Below are 20,994 nucleotides of genomic sequence, written 5' to 3' on the forward strand. Positions count from 1 at the left end.
CGAATGCGGGTCATACCAGGTGCCAGCGTCGAGCGTGGCAGGCCCAGCCGGGCCGTAGGTCAAGAATCACAGTTCCGATGCTCGTCATGCCCCGACTCTCCTTCGGCTCCGCACGCGCGCCGGTCCCGGCCTGCTGGGCGGCGATCGCCCGCCGCTGAACCTCCCGGACCTGGACCTCGGCCTGCTCGCGCGCCTGGGCGATCCCGGCCGGCCTCGATACGCTGCTCGGCCTCAGCGGTCACGGCGGCGTCATGCTCACGCACCTCGCCCCGTATCTGGGGTTGCCAAACGAACTGGCCGGTCAGCTCTCTGATGGTCGTTAAGCCACGTCCTCGGTGGGGGAGGGGCGTCGAGAGCATCGGTTCGAGAGGCGCTTGGGGGAGCGCCCGGCAGTGCGCACGTCGCCTTACCTTGTCTCTTGGTGGAGAACAAGATAAGGCGACGTGCAACTGGTCTCCGTGGACGGGCTTCAAGGGTCTGCTCACATGAGCGCTGACGCCTCAGAGTTATTAATCTACATTGTAAAGGCGTTCGGCTGAGTTTCAAGATCATTTAATATGGACTGAAGACTCCTCGCCTACAGAACACGGGGCGTTGCGCCGGTGGATTGGCCTGCTGCGCCCTGAAGGGCGTCTGGTGCCCATCGAGGGTGCTCGATGGGTGCCGAGCCGGGCGAGGACCAGTCTCACTGCACTTCCACGGTTCGGGCGATGCCCAGGTGGAGGCTATGGGCGGTGAGTTCGCCGTGGTTCTGGCGCTCATCGTGGACGGCTACGGCTCGGACCGTTTCGGGCGGCGTGTACGGCTTGAGCCAAGACCGCCACGTACCGCAATCGGCGTTGAGGGCCCACTGTCGGGAGAGCCGCTTCCCGGCGGGGAGCCCTGCCGCCGTGTCGATGCTCCCTCGCCCACAACCCCACAGCGGATCAGCGTGACTCCGGCCGGACAGTTCGCAACGGACCGGCACGATCGCCTGCCCGCTGAAGGCTGAACCCGTCCCCGCGGTGCCCCGAGAGCCCGCTGACCGGGCGCGTCCGGCTGTTCGGCGCGATCATGCCCCGCGTCTCCACCGCGACGGGGTGTGCTCCACCCAGGCTGTTTCCGCGGCGCTCGCCCTCCCTTTCCCGTGATTGCCGTGTACGGACATTCGGGATACTCTCATCATCCAGATGATGAGAGTATCTGCTTCTGATGTGTGACTTCAGGGGGATGTATGACCACGATCGGCGCCGGAACGGGTGGCAGCGGCGACGACTTGGAGGCGAGCGGCGTTCCCGAGGTCGACCTCACCAACGCGGAGGTGATCCGCGACCCCTTCACCGCCTACGGCGACGTCCGGGAGCGCGCGCCGCTGGCACGGTTGCCGATCCCCGGCATGCCGATGTGGGCCGTCACCCGGCACGAGGGCGCCCGGGCGCTGCTCGCCGACCCGCGCTTCGAGATCAATGAGAGCAGCTTCATGCGGCCCGACGTGCCCGCCGACTGCCTGCCGTACATGCGGACGATGAGCGAGACGGAGGGGGCGGAGCACCTGCGGCTGCGGCGGCTGGTGGCGCCCGCGTTCACCGCGCGCCGCGCTGCCGCGTTCCGGCCCCGGATCGAGCGGATCGTCGAGGGACTGCTCGACGACCTTCCCGGCCACGCCGAGGGCGGCTCGGTGGACCTGCTGTGGCACTTCGCTCGCCCGCTGCCGATGGACGTCATCTGCGAGCTGGTCGGCATCCCCGAGTCCGACCGCCCGAGCTGGCGCGAGTACGGTGCGACCATCGCCTCGGGCGCGGGACAGGCGTTCGCCGCGGCGATCCCGGCCGTCATGCGGGGCGCCGAGGCGGCGGTTGCGCGGCGGCGAGAGGAGCCCGGCGACGACCTGCTCTCCGACCTGGTCCGTGTCCGGGACGAGGACGGCGACCAGTTGAGTGAGATCGAGCTGGTCATGCTGGTCTGGCAGCTCGTGCTGTCCGGTCAGACGCCGACGAACCTCATCACCAACGCCGTGGCGGCCCTGCTGGAGCACCCCGAACAGCTTGCCGCGCTGCGCGATGGCCCGGCGCTCATGCCGCGCGCCGTCGAGGAGTTGATCCGCTGGTGCGGCCCGACGCTGCTGACGATCCCTCGCCACGCCCGGGAGGATGTCGAGCTGTACGGCGTGCCGATCGGCAAGGGTGAGCCCGTCACCGTCGCGGTCGCCGCCGCCAACCGCGACCCGCGCGCGTTCGCCGACCCCGACCGGCTCGACGTCACCCGGGTTTCCGGCACCTCGGGTACGGCGAGCCACCTCGGGTTCTCCCACGGGCCGCACTTCTGCGTCGGGGCGTCACTGGCCCGTGTGCAGACCGAGGTCGCGCTCACCGCCCTGCTGTGCCGCTTCCCCGACCTGTCGCCGGCCGTACCACCGGCCGGGTTGCGCGCCCCCGACCCGGGCACCTGGCGCCTCACCGCGCTGCCCGTGACCGTTTGACAACGGTAATGGTGACGTCGGGTGTCGGAACCCTCTGAACGCCTTTGTTGATCAAGGTTTGCGATCTTGCTCTGGGAGGTAGGGGCTGAAATGGTCGGCGACGATCCCCGCGATCGCAGCGGCGTCGCGGGAGCCGTCGACTTCGACCACGCGGATGCCGAGCTGGTGGGCGGTGCGGACGGCGTCCTCCGCGACGAGGCGATCCCGGGTGAGGCGGTTGGCCTGTGCGCGGGCCGGATCGCTGACGCGGTGCCCGAGCGAGGCGGCGCGCGGTAGTTCTTGGAGCTGGTGTCGGCGGAACTCTGGCGTGGGCACCATGACGACCATCCGGCGCGGTGAGTCGATGATGGGTGCGACGAGTTCGGGGCGGAGTCCCCAGCCTTCGGCGATGATCGGATGGCCTGAGACGAGCGCGCGCAGGTCGTCCAGGGCCCACTCGAACCGGTCCGGGAAACCGGCCAGGGTCGCGGCGGCCATCTCTTCCGGGGTGGTGTGGACCCACATCTTGTCCGGGTCGGGCTCGGTGGCGGGCTCGCCGAGGCCGACGCGACGGGCGATCCGGCGATCGTTGTGACCGCGGGCGTCGTGGTAGTCGTAGTGATAGACGGTGATGCGGTATTGGACGGCCAGGAGCCGGGCCACGGTCGACTTTCCGGCCCATTGGCCGCCGCCAATCCACAATGCGCGGCGCAATGTGCCGAAGGGGTCCCGGACTTCGCTGTCGGCAGGGGAGTTGTGGCTGGTCATCTGGTGTCCTCCTATGTCGGGGTGCGGCGGCTGATCTCGGCGGCGTAGTTGGCCCAGTCGCCCGCGGACAGATGCTGCCAGGCGACGGCGACATCGGTGTGGATGCCCAGGGTTCGGGCCCGGTGCCGGACCGGGCCGGCCGCACCGAGGCCGTCGATGCCACCCCATGGCAGGCGCCGGGGTGTCACGAGTCGACCGGGTCCGCGCAATGCGGCATGCGGCGGGACTGCTGCGGCCGGTCAGCCGAGGGCGACGCCGTACATCGCCTTGATGATCTTGATGGGGATGTCCAAGGTCTTCGGCTCGACGTTGGTGTGGACGACGACGCTTCGCCGGCCGTCGTCGGTGCTCAGCGCGAGGGTGAAGGATCCAGGGAGGATGCCGCTGACGCCACGCACGGTCAGGCCGTCCATCCCCGCGCTGTCGAACTCGATCACGCCGAGGCCGTAGCGGGCGTGCGGCAACCAGACGACGCTGTCGTTGGCGACCGTGGTCCACATCTCGTGGTGCTGAGCCGGTGGCAGTAGGCCGCCGGTCGCGATCGCCTTGAGAAAGTGGGTCAGGTCTTCGGTGGTGGAGACGATGCCGCCGGCCGCCCAGCCCCATGAGGTGTTGAGCGCGGTGACGTCGATGGGGGGTCTGTCATGGTCGATCATTGACGCCCAGTTCTCCGCGGTGAGCGTCGCCGGGTCGACGCCGTCCTTGAGGGCGCCGGCAACGTAGGCCGTGGGATGCGGGTGGGGGTAGCTTGTGGCGTCGGCGGGCCGTACGTAGGTGTGGGTCAGGCCGAGCGGCCGGATGACTGTGCGTTCGACTTCGGCGGCGTAGGTGTTGCCGGTGACCTTCTCGATGATCGCGCCGGTCAGGTAGTAGCCGCCGTTGGCGTAGATGAACTGCTCGCCCGGCTCGCCGGCCGGCGGCTGGGACACCGCGAGCTTCACCAGCTCGGAGGTGGTCCAGACGCGGGTCGGCTGGGTTGCGATGCTGTGCTGTAGTTCTGGTGCGAGGCCGGTGAGGAACAGGCCGCTGGTGTGGTTGAGCAGATGTCGGATGGTGATCTTGTCGCCGTCGTAGCCGCCCGTCTCCATGACGCCGGGCAGCCAGGTGTTCACCGGGTCCTCGAGGCTCAGCTTGCCTTCGGCTGCCAGGGCCAGCACGGTGGCGGCGGTGAATGCCTTACCGGAGCTGCCGATGTGGAGGTGTTCCCCGGGCTTACGCCGATGCCGGGTGGCGAGGTCGGCCACTCCTGCGGTGCCGAACCATGTTCCGTCGGCGTCGTGAACTTCGACGACGATGCCGGGAATGCTGTCCTCGGCAGCTCGGTTCAGGATCTGCTGCATCACTTCGTGGATGTTTTGCGCCATTCTGATGCCTTTCGGAGGAGAACTATTCGGAGGAGAACACGCGGTCCGCAGACGCCTGGAGCGTTCAGCGCCCTCTGCGCATGTAGGCGCGGAGCGACAGCGGGACGAAGATCACCAGCAGTGCGGCCGACCAGAGCAGGACGGCGCTCACCGGATGCGCGAGTGGCCAGGCCACGTTTCCGGACGGGGCGCCCGGGTTGCCGAACAGCTCCCGTGAGGCGGCGGTGAGCGCGCTCACCGGGTTCCAGTCGGCCAGGAAGCGCAGCCAGCCCGGCATGCCGCCGGTCGGGACGAACGCGTTCGACAGCATCGTGAACGGCAGGCCCAGCGGCACCATCGCGTCGGCGACCTGGTCGTTCTTCACCGCCAGGCCCAGATAGACGCCCACCCAGCTCAGCGCGTACCGCAGTACGATCATCAGCAGGAACGCCTGGGCCGTGGGGATCAGGCCGCGGTGCGGCTGCCAGCCCACCAGCAGGCCCGCGCCCACCATGATGGCCAGCATCAGCAGGCCGATCAGCAGGTCGGCGCCGGTCTGCCCGAAGGGCACCGCCAAGCGCGCGGTCGGCATGGAGCGGAACCGGTCCATCACGCCGCGGGAGGCGTCGGTGGCCATCCGCGTCATGACCCCCAGCCACGCGGAGAAGGTCACCATCGCGAACAGGCCGGGCATGAGGTACTCGCGGTAGTCGCCGCCGTCCGGCACCTGGATCGCGCTGCCGAAGACGTACCCGAACAGCACCACCATGACGGCCGGGAAGACCAGCGCGGCGACGATCTGTCCGGGTTCTTGCCGGAGCCGTCCCAGCTCGCGGCCGACCAGGGTCAGCCCGTCGAGGAGGGTCCAGCGCAGGCGACCGAGTGGTGAGGTGAGGGCGGTCATCGGGCGGGCTCCTTGCGGTCGGTGAGGCGCAGGAACACCTCGTCGAGGGTGGGACGGCGCAGGCTCACGTCGGCGGCGGCGACTCCGGCGCGGTCGAGTTCGCGCACGATGTCGGCGAGCCGGAGGCCGCCGCCGGGCAGGGCGACGCTGAGCCGATCGGCACCCGCCGTCGTGGGATCGGTGCCGGTGAGGGTGTTCAGGACGGTCATCGCCGCAGGCATCGCGGCGGGGTCTTCGAGGGCGACGTCGAGGCGGTCGCCGATCGTGGCCTTCAGCTCGTCCGGCGTGCCGGTGGCGATCACCTGCCCGTGATCGATGACGGCGATGTCGTCGGCCAGCTGGTCGGCTTCGTCCAGGTACTGCGTGGTGAGCAGCACCGTGGTGCCGTCGGCCACCAGCTCGCGGACGCTGTCCCAGATCTCGCCCCGGCTGCGCGGGTCCAGGCCGGTGGTCGGCTCGTCCAGGAAGAGCACCTCGGGACGGAGGATGAGACAGGTGATCAGGTCGAGGCGGCGCCGCATGCCGCCGGAGTAGCCGGCGACCGGACGATCGGCGGCGTCCATCAGGCCGAAGCGTTCGAGCAGCTCATCGGCCCGCCGGTGCGCCTCTCGCCGGGACAGGTGGGAGAGGCGCCCGAACATGCGCAGGTTGCCGCGGCCGGTGAGCTTCTCGTCCACGGCGGCGTACTGGCCGGCGAGCCCGATCCGCTCGCGTACTCTGCCGGCCTCGCGGACGACGTCGTATCCGGCGATGCGGGCGTGGCCGGCATCGGGATCGGACAAGGTCGCCAGGATGCGCACCGCGGTCGTCTTGCCGGCGCCGTTCGGCCCCAGCACGCCGCAGACCGTTCCTCTCGGGACGCTCAGGTCCAAACCCCGCAGGGCATGGGTATCGCCGAAGGACTTGTGCAGCCCTTCGGCGACCACGATCGGATCAGGCATGACCCCTCCACTGGGTACTTTGTACGCGGTTATGGCGGTCACGTTAAACCACTGGGTACTATGTACGCAACAAGGAGGTGGAACGGTGACCGACGCCGAGTACGTGAACATCTGGATGCGGCCCGAGCGCCCCGCCCGCGGGCCGAAGCCGGCCTACAGCCGCGCCCAGATCACCGAGGCGGCCGTCCGGATCGCCGACGCCGAAGGGCTGGAAGCCGCCACCATGCGGCGCATCGCCGCCGAGATCGGCGCCGGCGCGATGTCCCTCTACCGGTACGTCCCCAGCCGCGACAACCTGGTCGAGCTCATGGCCGACCGGCTGATGGGCGAGATCGACGTCACGGGCATGCCCTCGGGCGACTGGCGAGCCGACCTGACCCGCTACGCCGACGGGCTGCGGGCCATGTGGCTGAGGCACCCGTGGATCGCCACCGTGCAGCGGTCACTCCCCAGCTTCGGCCCCAGCCAGCTGCTCTTGATCGAACGGCTGATGGGAGTGCTCGACGCCTTCGTCTCCATCGACGAGAACCTCGGCCTCATGGCCATGCTGAACAGCTACATCGAGGGCACCGTCCGCGAGGAGATCAGCTCGGCCAGGGAATTTCGCCGCAGCGGGCTCAGCGAGTCGGAGTGGATGGCGCGGAGCTACCCGTACATCGACCGGCTGGTGAAGAGCGGGGAGTACCCGATCTTCACCAGGATCGTGATGGAGGCGCGCCAGCCGCACCTGAGCCGCGACGACCAGTTCCGGTACGGGCTCCAGCGCGTCCTCGACTGCATCGCCGCGGCCCTCCCGTCAACGGCCGAGTCTCCGATGCCGGCGCACCGAGAGGAGCGGGAAGGGCAGGAGGGGCCAGGGCGGGCTCGTAGTCGATCGTCCGAGAGGGCATCAAAAGCGAAATAGACGCATCGAACATGCCTGAATGCCCACCGAAAAGGCGCAGCGGCGGCCCGTGTCCGGTCGCGGGTGGAGTCCGGGGCCTGCCGATGCCGGGGTATTGCCCGCAGCCGATCGGCGCCGGCCCCGGCCCGGCGGTCCGGCCTGACGGTGAAGTTTTTCGAGCAGGAGGCCCGGTTCTCGCGGCATGTGGGTGAACTGCCCGAGGCCGCGGCGGACCATGCGGCCGGCCAACTGAAGGCCGATCCGGCGTTGTGGCGGAGTATGACTGGTCGGGCCGGGCGATCGAGCGGCACCGGGCCGGCCGGCGTCGTGCCCGCGGACTCGACGTTCTTCCACCGCGTCCGTGGTCAGCGTTGCGTGTGAAGACGGTTTCAGTCCCCGCCGTGATCTTGCAGCCGCCGGCCGGGTGGGCGCCAGCCGTGTGTGAGCAGGTCGAAGACCTCTTCGGCGGCCGCTCGGGGATCCTGCAGGCCTCGGGTGAGCACTGGTATGTCGAGGACGAACCGGGCGAGTGCGCGGCAGGTGATGTCGTCGTGGCTGACGCCGGCGTCATCGGCGATGGCCGTGCTGAGGGTGGCGGCGTGCCGGGTCCACATACGTTCGGCGTACTCCCGCAGCGCGGGCGTGGAGTCCACGAGGTCGGTGAATTCGGCCCGGAGCGGGTGGGTCGCGACCTGGAGCCAGGAGGTGAGGACATGCTCGCGAAGCGCATCGACGACGCCTTGACCGGTGGGGCGCCGGCGTACCACGGCGATCAACTCCACCTCTCGGTCTTCTTCCTGGTCGAAGACCAGTGCCTCCTTGCCCGGGAAGTGCTTGAACAGCGTGGTGGTCGACACGTCGGCCGCTTCGGCGATGTCTCTGATGCTCACCCGGTCGTAGCCCCGCTCCAGGAACAGCCGCAGGGCGGCGTCGGCGATCGCTTGACGGGTTGCCGCCTTCTTGCGTTCGCGGCGACCGACGACGGGTGGCGTGTTCATGCAGGCACTCTACCAAAGGTGGTCACAGACAATTAGTGGACCAATTGCACTTTTTTAGTTGTTCTGCTTTTCTGTGGTGGCGGGGCTGTCGCCGGCTCTCGGGATCTCGGGAACGACGTGCACGAGCAGCTGCGACAGGCGAACACAGCTTGCGGCCCCGCGCTACCGGCAGCCGCGTCCGCGATCCCGCCGCGGCTCGCACACCGTCATGAACGAGAGGACCAGCCATGAACTCACCAGCACCGGCCACCGCAAGGATCAGCATCATCGGTGCAGGTCCCGGTGGCCTCACCTGTGCCCGCATCCTGCAGAAACACGGCATTCCTGTGACGGTCTACGACCGCGAGACCCACCCGGAGGCGCGCAACCAGGGCGGCACCCTCGACCTGCACGCCGACGACGGGCAGCTCGCCCTGCGCGAGGCCGGCCTGATCGAGGAGTTCTTCGAACTGGCACGCCCGGAGGGACAGGAGATGCGCCTCCTGGATCCGACGGGGCGCGTCCTGGGCCAGCACGTCCCGGCCGAAGACGAGCTCTTCAAACCGGAGATCGACCGGGGCCAGCTGCGCGATCTGCTGCTCAACTCGCTAGAGCCGGGGACCGTGCAGTGGGACCACGCCGTCGAGAAGGTCAGCGGCCCGGCCGACGGCCCCCGACGGGTGCACTTCCTCGATGGCACGACCGTCGAGACAGACCTGGTCATCGGTGCCGACGGTGCGTTCTCCCGGGTCCGCCCGGCGCTGTCGCCGGCCGTGCCGCGGTACACCGGGGTCAGCTTCCTGGAGGCCTGGTTCCAGGACGTCGAGAACGCGCACCCCGACCTCGCCGCGCTCGTCGGCCAGGGCAGCGCCACCGCCGCCGACGGTGACCGCGCTCTGTTCGCCCAGCGCAACAGCGGCGACCACATCCGGGTGTACATCATTCAGCGCTTGCCCGCCGATTGGATCACCGCGAGCGGTCTGAACGCCGCCGACACCGCCGGGATCCGCGCCCGGCTGCTCGACGCCTTCTCCGGCTGGTCACCGCCCATGCTGAAGATGATCACCAGCAACGACGGGCCGTACGTCGATCGTCCGTTGTTCGCCCTGCCCGTCCCGCACACCTGGGACCCCACACCGGCCATGACCCTGCTCGGCGACGCCGCCCACCTCATGCCCCCGCTCGGCGTCGGCGTCAACCTGGCCATGCTCGACGCCTGCGAACTCGCCCTCGCACTGGCCGGCTCCACCACGGTCGGCGACGCCGTCGCCACCTACGAAAAGACCATGCTTCCCCGTGCGACGGACACGGCCCGGAACCTCGAAAACGGCGCCGAAGCTCTGCTCGAGCGACACGACAGCGATGAAATCGCAAGATTCGGCCCACCTCGGCACTGACCGGTCGACCGATACCGAGCGCCGAGAAGGCGCTGGAGAAGGCGTGGTTCCAGATCCGGGGCCGATTGGTCTCACATTCGCGTAACCCTTGGCCAGGCCGCACGCGGTGGGAACGGTGTCGCCGGCGGGTCGGCCGTCAATGCGTGGACAGCAGGATGACGCCGACCGTCACGATCCCGGCCGCGGCGATGCGCCGGGGGCCGAGCCGCTCGGCGAAGAACATCGCGCCGATGAGCGCGCCCCACAGGATGCCCGTCTCGCGGAGCGCCGCGACCTCGGCGAGCGCGCTGCCGGTCTGCGCCCACAGCACCAGCCCGTACGACAGCATCGAGATCGCCCCTCCGCCGGCCGAGATCCGCCAGCGGTCGCGCGACGCGGACACGATCGCCCGCCCGCGTACGGCTGTCATCAGCGCGAAGGCCAGGACCCCCTCGACGGCGAACATCCACACCGTGTAGCCGAGCGCTGTACCGGACTCCCGTACGCCCATGCCGTCCACCACCGTGTACGTCGCGATGGTCGCTCCGGTGAGCACGGCGGCGGTCACGGCCTGGCGGGACGGCATGCGCTGCGGTCCCGTCCCGGCGAGCGCCAGCGCCGCCAGCCCACCGCATGTCGTGGCCAGGCCGCACACCTGGAGGATCGTGAGCCGCTCTCCCAGGAACGTGACCGCGACGGCGACGAGCAGCGGCGCGCTCCCTCTGGCGATCGGATAGACCTGGCTGAAGTCGCCCAGCTCGTAGCTGCGGATGAGCAGCAGCATGTACACCAGTTGCATCGCGATCGAGACGACGCCGTACGGCCAGGACCCGGGCGCGGGTGGAGCCACGAAAGGCAGCAGCGGCAGGCAGATCAGCGACTGGGTGATCCCCATGACGCCGAAGGCCGCGTGCCGGTCGGGCACCGCCTTGGCGAGCGCGTTCCACGTGGCGTGCAGCAGACCGGCGAACAGGACCGCGACAGCGGAAAACATGATCGATCCTCGAAGTCGAGCGGGTCAGCCGGAGACGCCGGCACGGCCGTTTTCGAGACGGCCCATCATCCGGCGGTGGAAGGACGGGTCCTCGGCGACGGTCAGCCGCAGGTCGTACCAGCCGGACGCGGTGTCCCAGTCGATGACCGCCCGGTCCCCGGCCGCGACGGCCACCTCGCGACGGCCGGCGCCGTAGGCGAGGGCGTCGAGCGTGAACGTCAACGGCGCCGGTCCCGGGTTGGCGATCGTCACGGTGAGCCGCCCGCCGCCGCCCCGGGAGGACACCGCCGTCCGGGCAGCCGGGCCCGTACGCGACCCGGCGAACTCGCGCCGGAACCCGTTCGGGCCGGTGAGGGTCAGTTGGTAGGCGTCCGCACAGACGGGGATGGTGACGGACTGCGCGCCGAGCACGTCGAAGTGGCGCGGGAACGCGAACTCCCCGGCGTACGGGTAGAGCACGACATGGCTGCCCCGCTCCCCGGTGTCGGTCATGGTGACGATCAGCCCGTCGTCCGTCAGGACGGCGGACGCCTCCGGCCGGTACGGCAGCGGCCGGGCGGGCCGCGTGCCGGGCTCCTGCGCGGCGAGCCGCCCCTCGGCGGGCGGGGTCGCCGGCCAGCGCACCCGGAACGGGGGCACGGTCACGGCCGCCGCCGCGGGTACGGCAGGCGGGGCCGAGGTGAAGTCGAACGCCGCGGGTACGGCAGGCGGGGCCGAGGTGAAGTCGAACGCCGAGGTGAGGTCTCCGGCGACCTGCCGCCGCCACGGGCTGATGTTGGGCTCGGCGACGCCCAGCCAGCGTTCCACGAAGCGGATCGTCGACGTGTGGTCGAACACCTCCGAGCAGACGTGCCCACCGGCGGTCCACGGCGACACGACCGTCATCGGCACCCGGTAGCCGAGCCCGATCGGCAGCCCGTCGACGAACTCGTCCTCGGCGCCTTCCGGTGGCAGCGGAGGCGGCACGTGGTCGTAGAACCCGTCGTTCTCGTCGAAGGTGAGGAACAGCGCGGTCCGCTCCCACACCGAGGGGTGCGCGGCGAGCGCGTCCAGGATCTCGTAGACGAGGCCGGCGCTGTGCGCCGGGCTGGACGGGTCGGGGTGCTCGGAGTACGCCTCCGGCGCGACGATGTAGGAGACCTGGGGCAGCCGCCCGTCGGCGACATCCGCGCGGAAGGCCGCGGCCAGCCGCCCCGGCGGGACCCGGTGCAGGCCCCGCTCGTAGGCGTCCCGCTCGGCCGGGGTGAGCGCCTCGACGCCTTTGCGCAGCGCCGCGAGCATCTCCTCCCGCTCCTCCGCGGGCAGCCCGGCGATCGAGGTGTGGAAGGAGTGCAGGCTCCGGCAGGGCGTGTGGGCCAGGGCCTTGCGGGCGACGTCCTTGAAGGACGCGAAGTAGTCCAGGGAGTTGCACTGGTAGTTGTCCCACTCCTGGTAGACCCGCCAGGTCTTGCCCGCCGCCGTCAAGCGCTCGGGGTAGGAGACGTGGGTGTAGCCGGGATGAGCGTCCTCGTCACAGGCGTCGTTGGCGGTGGTGCGCCGCCCGGACGGCTCGTATCCGACGGTCCCCGACCAGTGGTACAGGCGGTTGGGGTTCGTCGGTCCGAACATCGAGCAGTGGTAGGCGTCGCACAGGGTGAAGGTGTCGGCGAGCTCGAACTGGAACGGCAGGTCACGGCGGTCGAAGTGGACCATCGCACCCGGCCCCTTGCCCGCGATCCAGCCGTCGTGCCAGCCGCCGCCCCGGGTCCGCTGCCCCGTCTCCCATTCGTGGTCGACGCCCTCGACGTACTGGAGGTCGCCTTCGGTCAGGTCCCGGTCACCCGTCCCCGCGCGTACCGGGTAGGGGAGGACTCCGGACTGGTCGAACACCGGCCGGCCGTCCGGCAGCGTGATGGCGTTGCGGTCGCCGAACCCACGCACTCCGCGCAGTGTCCCGAAATAGTGGTCGAAAGAGCGGTTCTCCTGCATGAAGAACACGACGTGCTGGAGGGAGCCGAGCCCCCCGGGCGGCACCGGCCGAGCCAGTGCCGCCCGCAGAGACGGGGGAAGAGCAGACAAGGGGAAGGTGGCCTTTCAGATCTTGCGGCAGTACAGGGCGTCCGGCGTGCCGTATCGGCCGGTGCGGTAGGAGAACGCGATCCCGGCGGCGTACTCGTCGGACGCGCACTGCGCCTTACGGTAGCCGGAGGCGTAGTCGCCGCCCTCGCCGGAGGAGGGGCGGCTGTCGCTCCGGTCGTCCCACAGGGTCCGTCCGGCTCCGGCGAGCGGGATCCGCCCGGGGGCGCACAGCACCGCCGACACCTTGTCGCCGCGCAGGCTGTAGCCGGTCATGAACTGGCCGGTGGGGCACTGGTACTTGGTGAACGTGGACGCCCAGTCGGTCGTGACGTTCTCACTGGTCACCACGGTGGCCGGACCGGAGGCCCACAGGTCCGCCACTCCGGCGTCGGTGCACAGGCCACCCTGGCCCTTCTGGCTGATGCCGATCAGGCGCTGGTCGTCCGGGCAGGACAGCTTGTGCGCGCCGGAGTCCCAGTCGCCCCGGGCGCGCATCCGCGCGGACTGGTCCGCGTCGGCGTGGATGGCCTGGAGCATGGACCAGGTGCGGACGGGCGCGACCTGTCCGGTGTGCCCGGTGGCGGCGATCAGGCGGCGCCAGTGCGCGGCCCGCCAGTCGTCGGTGTCGAGCACGCTGCGCAGCGCGCCGTCGGCGGCGTAGCGGACGAGCCCCCAGGTGTTGCCCTGGTCGTTGTCCTGGAAGCCGACCATCGGCCAGTAAGCGAAGTCGGTGTCGTTGTCGACGAGGAAGTCGACCATGTTGGCGAACCAGGCCTTGTCCTTGTCGGTGGCGGCTTTGCCGACGCCGAACTCGCTGATCCACACGGGGGCGGTGAAGTGCCGGTCCGGGGTGGTCGCCACGTAGGTGGCGGTGTCGCGCATGACCGTGAAGAGGTCGGAGCGGCTCAGATCCCGGTAGCGGTAGTCATGGGTCTCGCCCAGTCCGTCCGCGCCGGTGTGCTGCGGTCCGGTGTAGCCGTAGAAGTGCGCGGCGTAGACGAGCTTGTGCGAGCGGACGAGCGTCTGCGAGAGCGTCGCGACCGGTTTGAGAAGCGGCCTGTCGTGCCAGACGCCGTCGACCGGGATGCCCGACCAGTTGATCCCCTCGATCATGATCAACATGTCCGGGTTGGCCTCGGTGAGGATCCGGTCACCCGCCTGCTGCGCGGCGGCGGCCCAGTCGTGGCCGTCGCCCATGCCCCAGTTGGGGTTGTCCCAGGTGTCACGGCGTACCTCGTTGCGGAGGTCGGCGCCGACGACCCGCTTGTTGGCCTGGTACCGCCGCGCCATGAACACCCAGTCGTCCAGCCATTTCTGGGTGGTCTGGCTGCTGTTCCACCGTTCGTTTCCGTCGACGCCGCAGCACCAGCGGGTGGTGGTCGTGTGGTTGTTGAGGATGACGGCGAACCCGTCGGCGGTGAGCGCCTCGACGACCCTGTCGTAGACCTGGAGCGGAGTGAGGCCGCGCAGCTGCGGGTTGGCCGCCACGCCCGCGTCGGTGACCGGACGCGCGTCGGTGATCATCTGGTTGGAGAACGGCAGCCGGATGCTGTTGACACCGAGCGTGTGGAAGTCCGTGATCAGCTTGCTCATCGGGGCCCGGTCCAGGCCGAGCGGGACCCGATGGGAGGTCTCCGACGCGTAGTTGTTGGCCGGGTTCTCGTCGTCGCCGCTGCCGGTCCAGGTGCCGCTGGCACCGTGCCAGTTGCCGGACTGCAGTTTGAACCGCTTTCCGGTGGCGTCCACGACGTAGCGGCCCTTGGTGCTGAGAGGTCCTTCCCAGGACGCCGCGAGGGGGGTCGGTGTGTCGGCGGCCGCGGGCTGGGGGAGCGCGGCCAGGCTGCTGAGGGCGGCGGCGAGCACCGCCAGGAACGCTCGTGTCCTCATCAGGTCTCCTCGGAGGGGGAGTGACGCGCGAGAACCGCGACGTCGCGGGGGTGGAGGATGACCTGCTCGACCTCGGGACGCCCGGGGGCGAGCAGATGGTGGAACCGGTACGGCAGATCGACCGTGCGGGCCTGGGTGGTGTGGTTGAGCAGCAGCAGGAACTCCCGGCCTCCGCCCGCGCGCACCGCGGCCTGCACGCCGTCGGGTAGGCCGGGCAGTACCGGCTCGGCGCCGGCCTCGGCGAGCGCCTCGGCCATGACCGCACGCATGATCGTCTCGTCGGGGCGGGTGGTGACGTAACGGACCGTGCCCGCGGCGAACCGGTTCCTGGTGACCGCGGGCGTGCCGTCGGGGAAGGCCAGCAGGACGTCCGCGCCCTCGATGCGTACGTCCTCCCGCCACAGATCGGCGGTGCCTTCCCCCAGTGGGAACGTCTCGCCCTCGGCGGCGGGCAGATACTCCTCGACGCGCAGGCCGAGCGCCTCGCGCAGCGGCCCCGGGCAGCCGCCGTGGTGGACCCGGTCGTTGCCGTCCACCACGGAGGTGAAGAACGACACCAGCAGGTGGCCTCCGGCCGAGACGTAGTCGGCCAGCCTCCCCGCGTGCTCCTCGGTGAGGAGATAGAGGTTGGGGACCACGACCAGCTTGTAGCCGGACAGGTCCGCACCGGGCGGCAGCGCGTCCACGCCCACACCGAGGTCGAACAGCGGGCCGTAGTGATCCAGTGCCCGGTCGACGGCCTTCAGCCCGTCGGACGGATGGGAGTCCAGTTCGAGCGCCCACCAGCTGGTCCAGTCGAACAGCACGGCCACCTCGTTCGCCACGCGGGTTCCGGCCAGCTCCGGCACCGCGGCCAGCTCGGCGCCCAGAGCGGCGACCTCCCGGAACACCCGGGTGTCCGCACCTCCGTGCGGCACCATCCCGGAGTGGAACTTCTCCGCGCCGCCGCGTGACTGCCGCCACTGGAAGTACAGGACGGCGTCGGCGCCGTGCGCGATCGCCTGCCAGCTCCACAGGCGCATCCGGCCGGGCTCCTTGATCCCGTTGCGTCCCCGCCAGTTGACCGCCGACGGCGCCTGTTCGACCAGGTACCACGGGTCGCCGCCGTGCGCGCCGCGCGCCAGATCGTAGGCGAGGCCCGCCGCCACGTGCGAGCGCGGCCAGAACGGGTCCGGGTAGCTGTCGAGCCCCACGATGTCCATCCGGTCGGCCCAGGAGTGCAGGTCCACGGGCTTGTGGTGAGCCAGGAAATTGGTCAGGACGGGCACGCCCGGTGTGACCCGTCGCAGGACCGCGGCCTCGAGCTCGAAGCACGCGCGCAGCGCCTCGTTGCTGAACCTCTTGAAGTCCAGTTGCTGGGCCGGGTTGGCGTACGTCGGCGCGAGCCTCGGGGGCAGGATCTGGTCGAAGGAGGTGTAGCGCTGGGACCAGAAGTCGGTGCACCAGGCCGCGTTCAGCCGCTCGATGTCGCCGTACCGCGCACGCAGCCAGCGACGGAAGTCGCGGGCGGACTCGTCGCAGAAGCACTCCGAGACGTGGCAGCCGTACTCGTTGCCGATGTGCCAGAAGCCCAGGGCGGGGTGGGCCTTGTAGTGCGCGGCGAGCGCCTCGACCAGCCGGGCGGCCCGGTCGCGGTAGACCGGGCTGGACGGGCAGTAGTGCTGGCGGCCGCCCGGCGACAGGACAGTGCCGGACTCGGTGACCGGCAGGATCTCCGGGTGTTCGGCGGCCAGCCACGGCGGCGGTGAGGCGGTCATGGTGGCGAGGTCCACGGTGACCCCCGCCGCCGCCAGCTCGTCCATCACCGCGTCGAAGTAGGAGAAGTCGTACGCGCCCGGCGCGGGCTCGACCCGTGCCCATCCGAAGACGCCGACGGTGACCAGGTTGACCCCGGCCTCGGCCATCAGGAGCACGTCCTCGGCGCGGATCTCGTCCGGCCACTGCTCGGGGTTGTAGTCGCCGCCGAATCCCAGGCCGCCCAGGCGGTCGGTGAAACTCATGTACTCAGTCCTTCATTCCGCTGGCGGCGATGCCCTGGACGATGTAGCGCTGTGCGACCAGGAAGATCGCGACCAGCGGGAGGATCGTGACGACGGCGCCGGCGAAGAGCGCGGGCAGGTTGATCGACTGTGAGGTCAGGAAGGTGGACAGCGCGATCTGGGCGGTCCACGACTCCGGGTCCTGGCCGATGACGAGGGGCCAGAGGAAGGCGTTCCAGCTCTCGATGAACGACAGAATCCCCAGCGAGGCGAGCAGGGCGCCCGAATTGGGCAGCGCGAGCCGCCAGTACACGCCCAGATGGCCGAGGCCGTCCAGGCGGCCCGCCTCCTCGATCTCCTGCGGGAACTTCAGGTAGAAGTTGCGGAACAGCAGCACCGAGAACGCGTTGAACAGGCCGGGCGCGATGACACCCCAGAGGGTGTCGACCCCGCCTATCGCGCTGACCAGCACGAAGGTGGGCACGAACGTGGCCGAGGTGGGGATCATCAGGGTCACGATGACGAAGGACATGACGGCGCCGCGGCCGGGCACCGAGATGCGGGCCAGGGCGTAGCCGGCCATCGAGCCGAGCAGGGTGGAGACGGGAGCGGTGACGATCGCGATGACGAAGGAGTTCCCGAGCGCGCCGGCCATCGGCACCGACGGGTCGTCGAACACGTCGATGAAGCCCTGCAGGGTGAACGGGTCGGGCAGCCAGTGCCAGTCCGGGTCGGTGATCTGCATTCCGGTCATCAGCGCGGCGCGCAGCATGAAGTAGAAAGGCGCCAGGAACAGTACGGCGGCGACGCCGACGAGCAGGTAGGTCAGGATCGTCACCGGAGTCCTGCGCGTGGTCTTACGCATGGTCAGTCCTTCCGGCCGAATCCGACGAGGCGGCCCTGCAGCAGGGTCACCAGGATGATCAGCAGCGTCAGCAGGAACGCCCCCGCCGAACCCACGCCGTAGTCCTGGCCCTTGAGCGCCGTGTCGTACAGGAAGACCAGCGGCGGCCGTACGGGGGCGGTGGAGTTGCCGGCGGCGGTGATGAACACGTTGTAGAACTCGTCGAAGGCCTGGAACGCGGCGATGAGGATCAGCATGAGGATCGCCACCGAGGTGTTGCGCAGCATCGGCAGGGTGATGTGCCGGAACTGCGCCCACCGGGACGCTCCGTCCAGGGAGGCCGCCTCGTACAGGGGGACCGGGATGGCCTGGAGACCCGCCAGGAAAAGGATCATGTAAAGGCCGACCTGGAGCCACAGACGCACCGTGATGATCACGATCCAGTACAGGGGCGGGTCGGTGCTGGCGATCCACGACTGGACGTCCCAGCCGAACAGCCCGCCGATGGTGTTGGCGACGCCGGACGGCAGGCCGTTGAACAGGCTCATCTTCCAGATCAGGGCGGCGACGACGTAGGAGACGGCGGCCGGGATGAGGAAGCTGGTGCGGAAGAAGGCCCGGCCGCGGCGCATCCCGTGCAGCAGCACGGCGAGCCCGAGCGACATGCCGAAGGTCACCGGCACGATGAAGAACGTGAACAGGATGATCCCGGTCATCGAGGACCGGAACGCCTCGTCCTCGAGCAGGGACGCGTAGTTGTCGAAGCCGACCCAGGATCCGAGATCGACGGTGCCGCGCGCCTCGCTGAAACTGAGCAGGAAGCTCCAGCCGATGGCGACGTATTTGAACAGGCCGAGGCCGAGGAGCATGGGCGCGGTCAGCAGGGTGAAGGCGCCCACGGCCTTCCAGTCGGTCCGCCGCCCGCGGCGGCGGGGCCGGACCCCGGCCGGGCGGGCGGCCGTCGCCGCCCGCCTGGTCGTAGCGGTGTCTGACATGGTCAGGCCAGCTGCTTGTCGAGTTCGGCCTGGGCCTTCCCCGCGGCCTCGTCGAGCAGCGACTTGGCGTCGCCCTCGCTCTTGGCGATCTTCATGACGGCCTGCGCGAACGCGGAGTCCATCGTGGTGTTCCACAGGTTGGAGTAGGCTCTGCTGGTGTTCGCCAGGATGTCGGCGGCGTCCTTCGCCGGGCCCGAGCTGAACTCGGTGGTCTGCGCCGCGACGCTCTTGCGCGCCGGGACGTGGAACCCGTAGCTGACGCACCAGTCCTTCTGCAGGTCCGTCTGCTTGATCCAGAGCCAGTCGAGATACTTCTTGGCCTCTTCGACGTGCTTGCCCTTGGCGTTCACGGCCGCGAACCAGCCGCCGATGCGGGAGACCGCCTGGCCCGTGTCGCCGAACTTCGGCCACGCGACGACGCCGAAGTCGTCACCGAGCGCCTTCTTGATGGCGGGCATGGCCCACAGACCGCACCACTGCATGGCGGCGGCGCCCTGGATGAACGCGCCCGGGTCGTACCAGTCGGTGGTGAAGTCCAGCAGCAGCGACTTGTCGTCGTGCAGCTGCTTGAGGCCGGCGAGCGCGGCGATGGCCTCGGGCGAGTTGAAGACGACCTTCTTGCCCTCGGGGTCGAGCAGGTCGGCGCCGTTGGACCACAGCAGCAGGTACCCCGCGTTGCCGATGCCGTCGGAGCCGACGAACAGGCCCTTCTGCTCCCGGCTGGTGAGCTTCTTGGCGGCTGCGGCCAGCTCGGCGAAAGTCTGCGGCGCGGCGATCCCGGCCTTCTCCAGGACGCTCTTGCGGTAGTACAGGACCATCGCGTCGTCCATCATCTTCAGGCCGTAGAGCTTGCCGTCGGCCGTGGCGGAGTCCAGCGACGCCTTGGAGTACTCGGCCTCCTGTCCCTTGATGATGTCGTCGAGCGGAGCGAGCAGGCCGTTCTTGACGTCGACGTACTGGAAGTCGCCGATCTCGAACAGGTCGGGCGCCTTCGGGGTGAGCAGCGTCGAGTGGAGCTTCGCGGAGTAGTCACCCGCGATCCAGTTGACCTTGATGGCGACGTCCGGGTTGGCCTTGGTGTACTCCTTGGCGTACCGGATCACCGCCTGCTGGGTGCCGGCCTCGCCGTAGGCGTGGTACCACTGCTCCAGCGTGACCTTGGCGCCGGCCTTGACGGCGTCGTCCTTGCCGCAAGCCGCGAGCGCCACACCGCCGACGAAGAGGAGCGAGCCGCTCAAGAAGGCGCGGCGGGATGTCAGGGAAGTGCTCATTGGGGGGTTCCTTCCTGGGGCCGGGTGCCCGTCGGCCCACAAGGGCCGGTGTTCCCGGAGACTGTGCTAGGTCGTGATCGGCGGATCTTCTCGGCTCCGCCGCGGCGGAGATCCGCCGATACGCTCCCTAGCCTGGGGATGTGACCAGGGACTGGACGGCGACGGCCGCTGCGCCGCGCGCCCATTCCTCGAACGGCAGTGGACGGATGACGAGGCCGCACCGTCCCGCGCTGCCGTACGCCTGGGCGGAGAACGCCTCGCGGATCGATTCCTCGAACAGGTCGTAGGCGTCGAGTCCCTCGCCGGAGACCACGAGGCTCTCCGGGCCGAGGAGGTTGGCCACCACGGCCAGGCCGAGGCCGATGGCCCGGCCGGCGACGGCGAAGACCTTGCGGAGGACCTGGTCGCCCGAGCGGGCCAGATCGACCGCCTGGTCGATGGTGAGGTCGTCGACTCCCGTGGCGCGGCGAGCCTCGGTGAGCAGTGCCTGGGTGGAGGCCACCGCTTCCAGGCAGCCCGTCGCGCCGCAGTGGCAGCGCGGTCCCTCGACGCCGATCGGCACGTGGCCGATCTCCCCGGACACGCCGAACGCGCCTGAGACGAGACCGCCGTTGACGACGAACGCGCTCCCTATGCCGGTGCCGATGGTGACCAGCGCGAAGGAGGACGCGCCGACGCCCGCGCCGAACCACTGCTCGGCGGCCGCGAGGGCCTTGACGTCGTTCTCCAGGGTGGTGGTGAGCCCGGTGGCGTCGTTCAGCAGCGCGGCGAGCGGGACGTCCCGCCAGCCGAGGAAGGGGGAGTAGCGCACGATGCCGGCGGCGCGGTCGACATCGCCGGAGATGGCGACTCCGAGCCGGTGGGTCCGCTCCCGGAATCCGGGCCGCATGTCCAGGAGCTCGGTGACGATCGCGGCGAGGGCCGCGACCACGTCGGTGGGCTGCATGGGGGAGGCGGAGGCGTCGGTCCGCACGTCGAAGCCGGGCACGGCGTGGTGGCGAGCGGCGACGATCCGGGAGCCCAGGTCGGTGACCACGCCGATGAGGTCATCGCCGGTGATCTTTATGCCGATGAAGTACTCGCGTTCGGGCGCGATCGCCAGCGGGCTGGCGGGCCTGCCCGCGCCGGGCGCCGTCCGCTCGGTGGGGGCCAGTTCCCGCAGGTAGCCCGCCTCGATCAGGGGGCGGGCGGCTTTGGTCACCGCCGCCGACGAGAGGCCGGTGAGCCTGCACACGTCGACCCTGCTCACCGGGCCCCGGGTGAGGACCATGGTGAAGACCGCGCTGGCGGCGGGGCTGGTGATGGGCGCCCCGGAGCCCTGGCTTCTCGGCATGCGA

General features: G+C 69.9%; 18 protein-coding genes. 4 read left to right on the forward strand and 14 right to left on the reverse strand.

Annotated features, from left to right (window positions below; genetic code table 11):
• Nucleotides 1-1,213: 1,213 nt before the first annotated feature.
• The gene (locus ACZ6R6_RS42095) at nt 1,214-2,458 is read left to right on the forward strand and encodes a cytochrome P450 family protein (RefSeq protein WP_470102531.1); all 1,245 of its coding nucleotides are present in this window, start codon (nt 1,214-1,216) and stop codon (nt 2,456-2,458) included.
• Between the two features lie 51 nt (nt 2,459-2,509).
• On the opposite strand, the gene ACZ6R6_RS42100 is transcribed toward ACZ6R6_RS42095, so the two are convergent.
• From ACZ6R6_RS42100 to ACZ6R6_RS42120, 5 genes are all read right to left on the reverse strand, one after another.
• Entirely contained in the window at nt 2,510-3,205 is a 696-nt protein-coding gene (locus tag ACZ6R6_RS42100; protein WP_470102532.1) for a hypothetical protein, read from the reverse strand.
• Nucleotides 3,206-3,216: 11 nt separating this feature from the next.
• Nucleotides 3,217-3,393 (reverse strand): hypothetical protein, encoded by a 177-nt coding sequence (locus ACZ6R6_RS42105; RefSeq protein ID WP_470102533.1) that lies wholly within the window; start codon nt 3,391-3,393, stop codon nt 3,217-3,219.
• 51 nt (nt 3,394-3,444) lie between these two features.
• Nucleotides 3,445-4,545, reverse strand: coding sequence for a serine hydrolase domain-containing protein (locus ACZ6R6_RS42110; RefSeq protein WP_470102584.1), 1,101 nt, complete (start codon nt 4,543-4,545; stop codon nt 3,445-3,447).
• Between the two features lie 88 nt (nt 4,546-4,633).
• The gene (locus tag ACZ6R6_RS42115; RefSeq protein WP_470102534.1) at nt 4,634-5,452 is read right to left on the reverse strand and encodes an ABC transporter permease; all 819 of its coding nucleotides are present in this window, start codon (nt 5,450-5,452) and stop codon (nt 4,634-4,636) included.
• Complete coding sequence (locus tag ACZ6R6_RS42120) at nt 5,449-6,393, reverse strand: ATP-binding cassette domain-containing protein (protein ID WP_470102535.1); 945 nt, start codon at nt 6,391-6,393, stop codon at nt 5,449-5,451. Before ACZ6R6_RS42120 ends, ACZ6R6_RS42115 begins: the two co-directional genes overlap by 4 nt.
• Before the next feature lie 85 nt (nt 6,394-6,478).
• Between ACZ6R6_RS42120 and ACZ6R6_RS42125 the strand changes: the two genes are divergently transcribed.
• Complete coding sequence (locus ACZ6R6_RS42125; RefSeq protein WP_470102536.1) at nt 6,479-7,297, forward strand: TetR/AcrR family transcriptional regulator; 819 nt, start codon at nt 6,479-6,481, stop codon at nt 7,295-7,297.
• A 144-nt stretch (nt 7,298-7,441) separates the two neighbouring features.
• The gene (locus tag ACZ6R6_RS42130) at nt 7,442-7,657 is read left to right on the forward strand and encodes a hypothetical protein (protein ID WP_470102537.1); all 216 of its coding nucleotides are present in this window, start codon (nt 7,442-7,444) and stop codon (nt 7,655-7,657) included.
• Between the two features lie 8 nt (nt 7,658-7,665).
• Here ACZ6R6_RS42130 and ACZ6R6_RS42135 read toward each other — a convergent pair whose 3' ends face one another.
• On the reverse strand, nt 7,666-8,274 hold the full coding sequence (locus ACZ6R6_RS42135) for a TetR/AcrR family transcriptional regulator (protein ID WP_470102538.1): 609 nt from the start codon (nt 8,272-8,274) through the stop codon (nt 7,666-7,668).
• A 227-nt stretch (nt 8,275-8,501) separates the two neighbouring features.
• Between ACZ6R6_RS42135 and ACZ6R6_RS42140 the strand changes: the two genes are divergently transcribed.
• A complete protein-coding gene (locus ACZ6R6_RS42140; protein ID WP_470102539.1) occupies nt 8,502-9,650 on the forward strand; it encodes an FAD-dependent oxidoreductase in 1,149 nt (382 codons plus the stop codon).
• A 136-nt stretch (nt 9,651-9,786) separates the two neighbouring features.
• Here the strand turns inward: ACZ6R6_RS42140 and ACZ6R6_RS42145 are convergent, their stop codons facing one another.
• From ACZ6R6_RS42145 to ACZ6R6_RS42180, 8 genes are all read right to left on the reverse strand, one after another.
• Nucleotides 9,787-10,623, reverse strand: a complete 837-nt coding sequence (locus ACZ6R6_RS42145) for an EamA family transporter (RefSeq protein WP_470102540.1) — start codon at nt 10,621-10,623, stop codon at nt 9,787-9,789.
• Nucleotides 10,624-10,647: 24 nt separating this feature from the next.
• Complete coding sequence (locus tag ACZ6R6_RS42150) at nt 10,648-12,681, reverse strand: phosphocholine-specific phospholipase C (protein WP_470102541.1); 2,034 nt, start codon at nt 12,679-12,681, stop codon at nt 10,648-10,650.
• 15 nt (nt 12,682-12,696) lie between these two features.
• A complete protein-coding gene (locus ACZ6R6_RS42155; protein WP_470102542.1) occupies nt 12,697-14,568 on the reverse strand; it encodes a glycoside hydrolase family 5 protein in 1,872 nt (623 codons plus the stop codon).
• Nucleotides 14,568-16,568, reverse strand: coding sequence for a beta-galactosidase (locus ACZ6R6_RS42160; protein WP_470102543.1), 2,001 nt, complete (start codon nt 16,566-16,568; stop codon nt 14,568-14,570). The genes ACZ6R6_RS42155 and ACZ6R6_RS42160 overlap by 1 nt, the downstream gene beginning before the upstream one ends.
• Before the next feature lie 4 nt (nt 16,569-16,572).
• Nucleotides 16,573-17,412, reverse strand: coding sequence for a carbohydrate ABC transporter permease (locus ACZ6R6_RS42165; protein WP_470102544.1), 840 nt, complete (start codon nt 17,410-17,412; stop codon nt 16,573-16,575).
• A 2-nt stretch (nt 17,413-17,414) separates the two neighbouring features.
• Complete coding sequence (locus ACZ6R6_RS42170; protein WP_470102545.1) at nt 17,415-18,386, reverse strand: carbohydrate ABC transporter permease; 972 nt, start codon at nt 18,384-18,386, stop codon at nt 17,415-17,417.
• A 2-nt stretch (nt 18,387-18,388) separates the two neighbouring features.
• Entirely contained in the window at nt 18,389-19,657 is a 1,269-nt protein-coding gene (locus ACZ6R6_RS42175; RefSeq protein ID WP_470102546.1) for an ABC transporter substrate-binding protein, read from the reverse strand.
• A gap of 127 nt (nt 19,658-19,784) precedes the next feature.
• A complete protein-coding gene (locus ACZ6R6_RS42180) occupies nt 19,785-20,990 on the reverse strand; it encodes an ROK family protein (RefSeq protein WP_470102547.1) in 1,206 nt (401 codons plus the stop codon).
• Nucleotides 20,991-20,994 lie beyond the last annotated feature (4 nt).

This window comes from Streptosporangium sp. NPDC048886, assembly GCF_055586905.1.

Bases quoted from the DNA above. Each gene is read 5' to 3' on its own strand.
- ACZ6R6_RS42095 (WP_470102531.1), top strand. From the start codon at position 1,214: ATGACCACGATCGGCGCCGGAACGGGTGGCAGCGGCGACGACTTGGAG.
- ACZ6R6_RS42100 (WP_470102532.1), bottom strand. From the start codon at position 3,205: ATGACCAGCCACAACTCCCCTGCCGACAGCGAAGTCCGGGACCCCTTC.
- ACZ6R6_RS42110 (WP_470102584.1), bottom strand. From the start codon at position 4,545: ATGCAGCAGATCCTGAACCGAGCTGCCGAGGACAGCATTCCCGGCATC.
- ACZ6R6_RS42115 (WP_470102534.1), bottom strand. From the start codon at position 5,452: ATGACCGCCCTCACCTCACCACTCGGTCGCCTGCGCTGGACCCTCCTC.
- ACZ6R6_RS42120 (WP_470102535.1), bottom strand. From the start codon at position 6,393: ATGCCTGATCCGATCGTGGTCGCCGAAGGGCTGCACAAGTCCTTCGGC.
- ACZ6R6_RS42135 (WP_470102538.1), bottom strand. From the start codon at position 8,274: ATGAACACGCCACCCGTCGTCGGTCGCCGCGAACGCAAGAAGGCGGCA.
- ACZ6R6_RS42140 (WP_470102539.1), top strand. From the start codon at position 8,502: ATGAACTCACCAGCACCGGCCACCGCAAGGATCAGCATCATCGGTGCA.
- ACZ6R6_RS42145 (WP_470102540.1), bottom strand. From the start codon at position 10,623: ATGTTTTCCGCTGTCGCGGTCCTGTTCGCCGGTCTGCTGCACGCCACG.
- ACZ6R6_RS42155 (WP_470102542.1), bottom strand. From the start codon at position 14,568: ATGAGGACACGAGCGTTCCTGGCGGTGCTCGCCGCCGCCCTCAGCAGC.
- ACZ6R6_RS42160 (WP_470102543.1), bottom strand. From the start codon at position 16,568: ATGAGTTTCACCGACCGCCTGGGCGGCCTGGGATTCGGCGGCGACTAC.
- ACZ6R6_RS42165 (WP_470102544.1), bottom strand. From the start codon at position 17,412: ATGCGTAAGACCACGCGCAGGACTCCGGTGACGATCCTGACCTACCTG.
- ACZ6R6_RS42170 (WP_470102545.1), bottom strand. From the start codon at position 18,386: ATGTCAGACACCGCTACGACCAGGCGGGCGGCGACGGCCGCCCGCCCG.
- ACZ6R6_RS42175 (WP_470102546.1), bottom strand. From the start codon at position 19,657: ATGAGCACTTCCCTGACATCCCGCCGCGCCTTCTTGAGCGGCTCGCTC.
- ACZ6R6_RS42180 (WP_470102547.1), bottom strand. From the start codon at position 20,990: ATGCCGAGAAGCCAGGGCTCCGGGGCGCCCATCACCAGCCCCGCCGCC.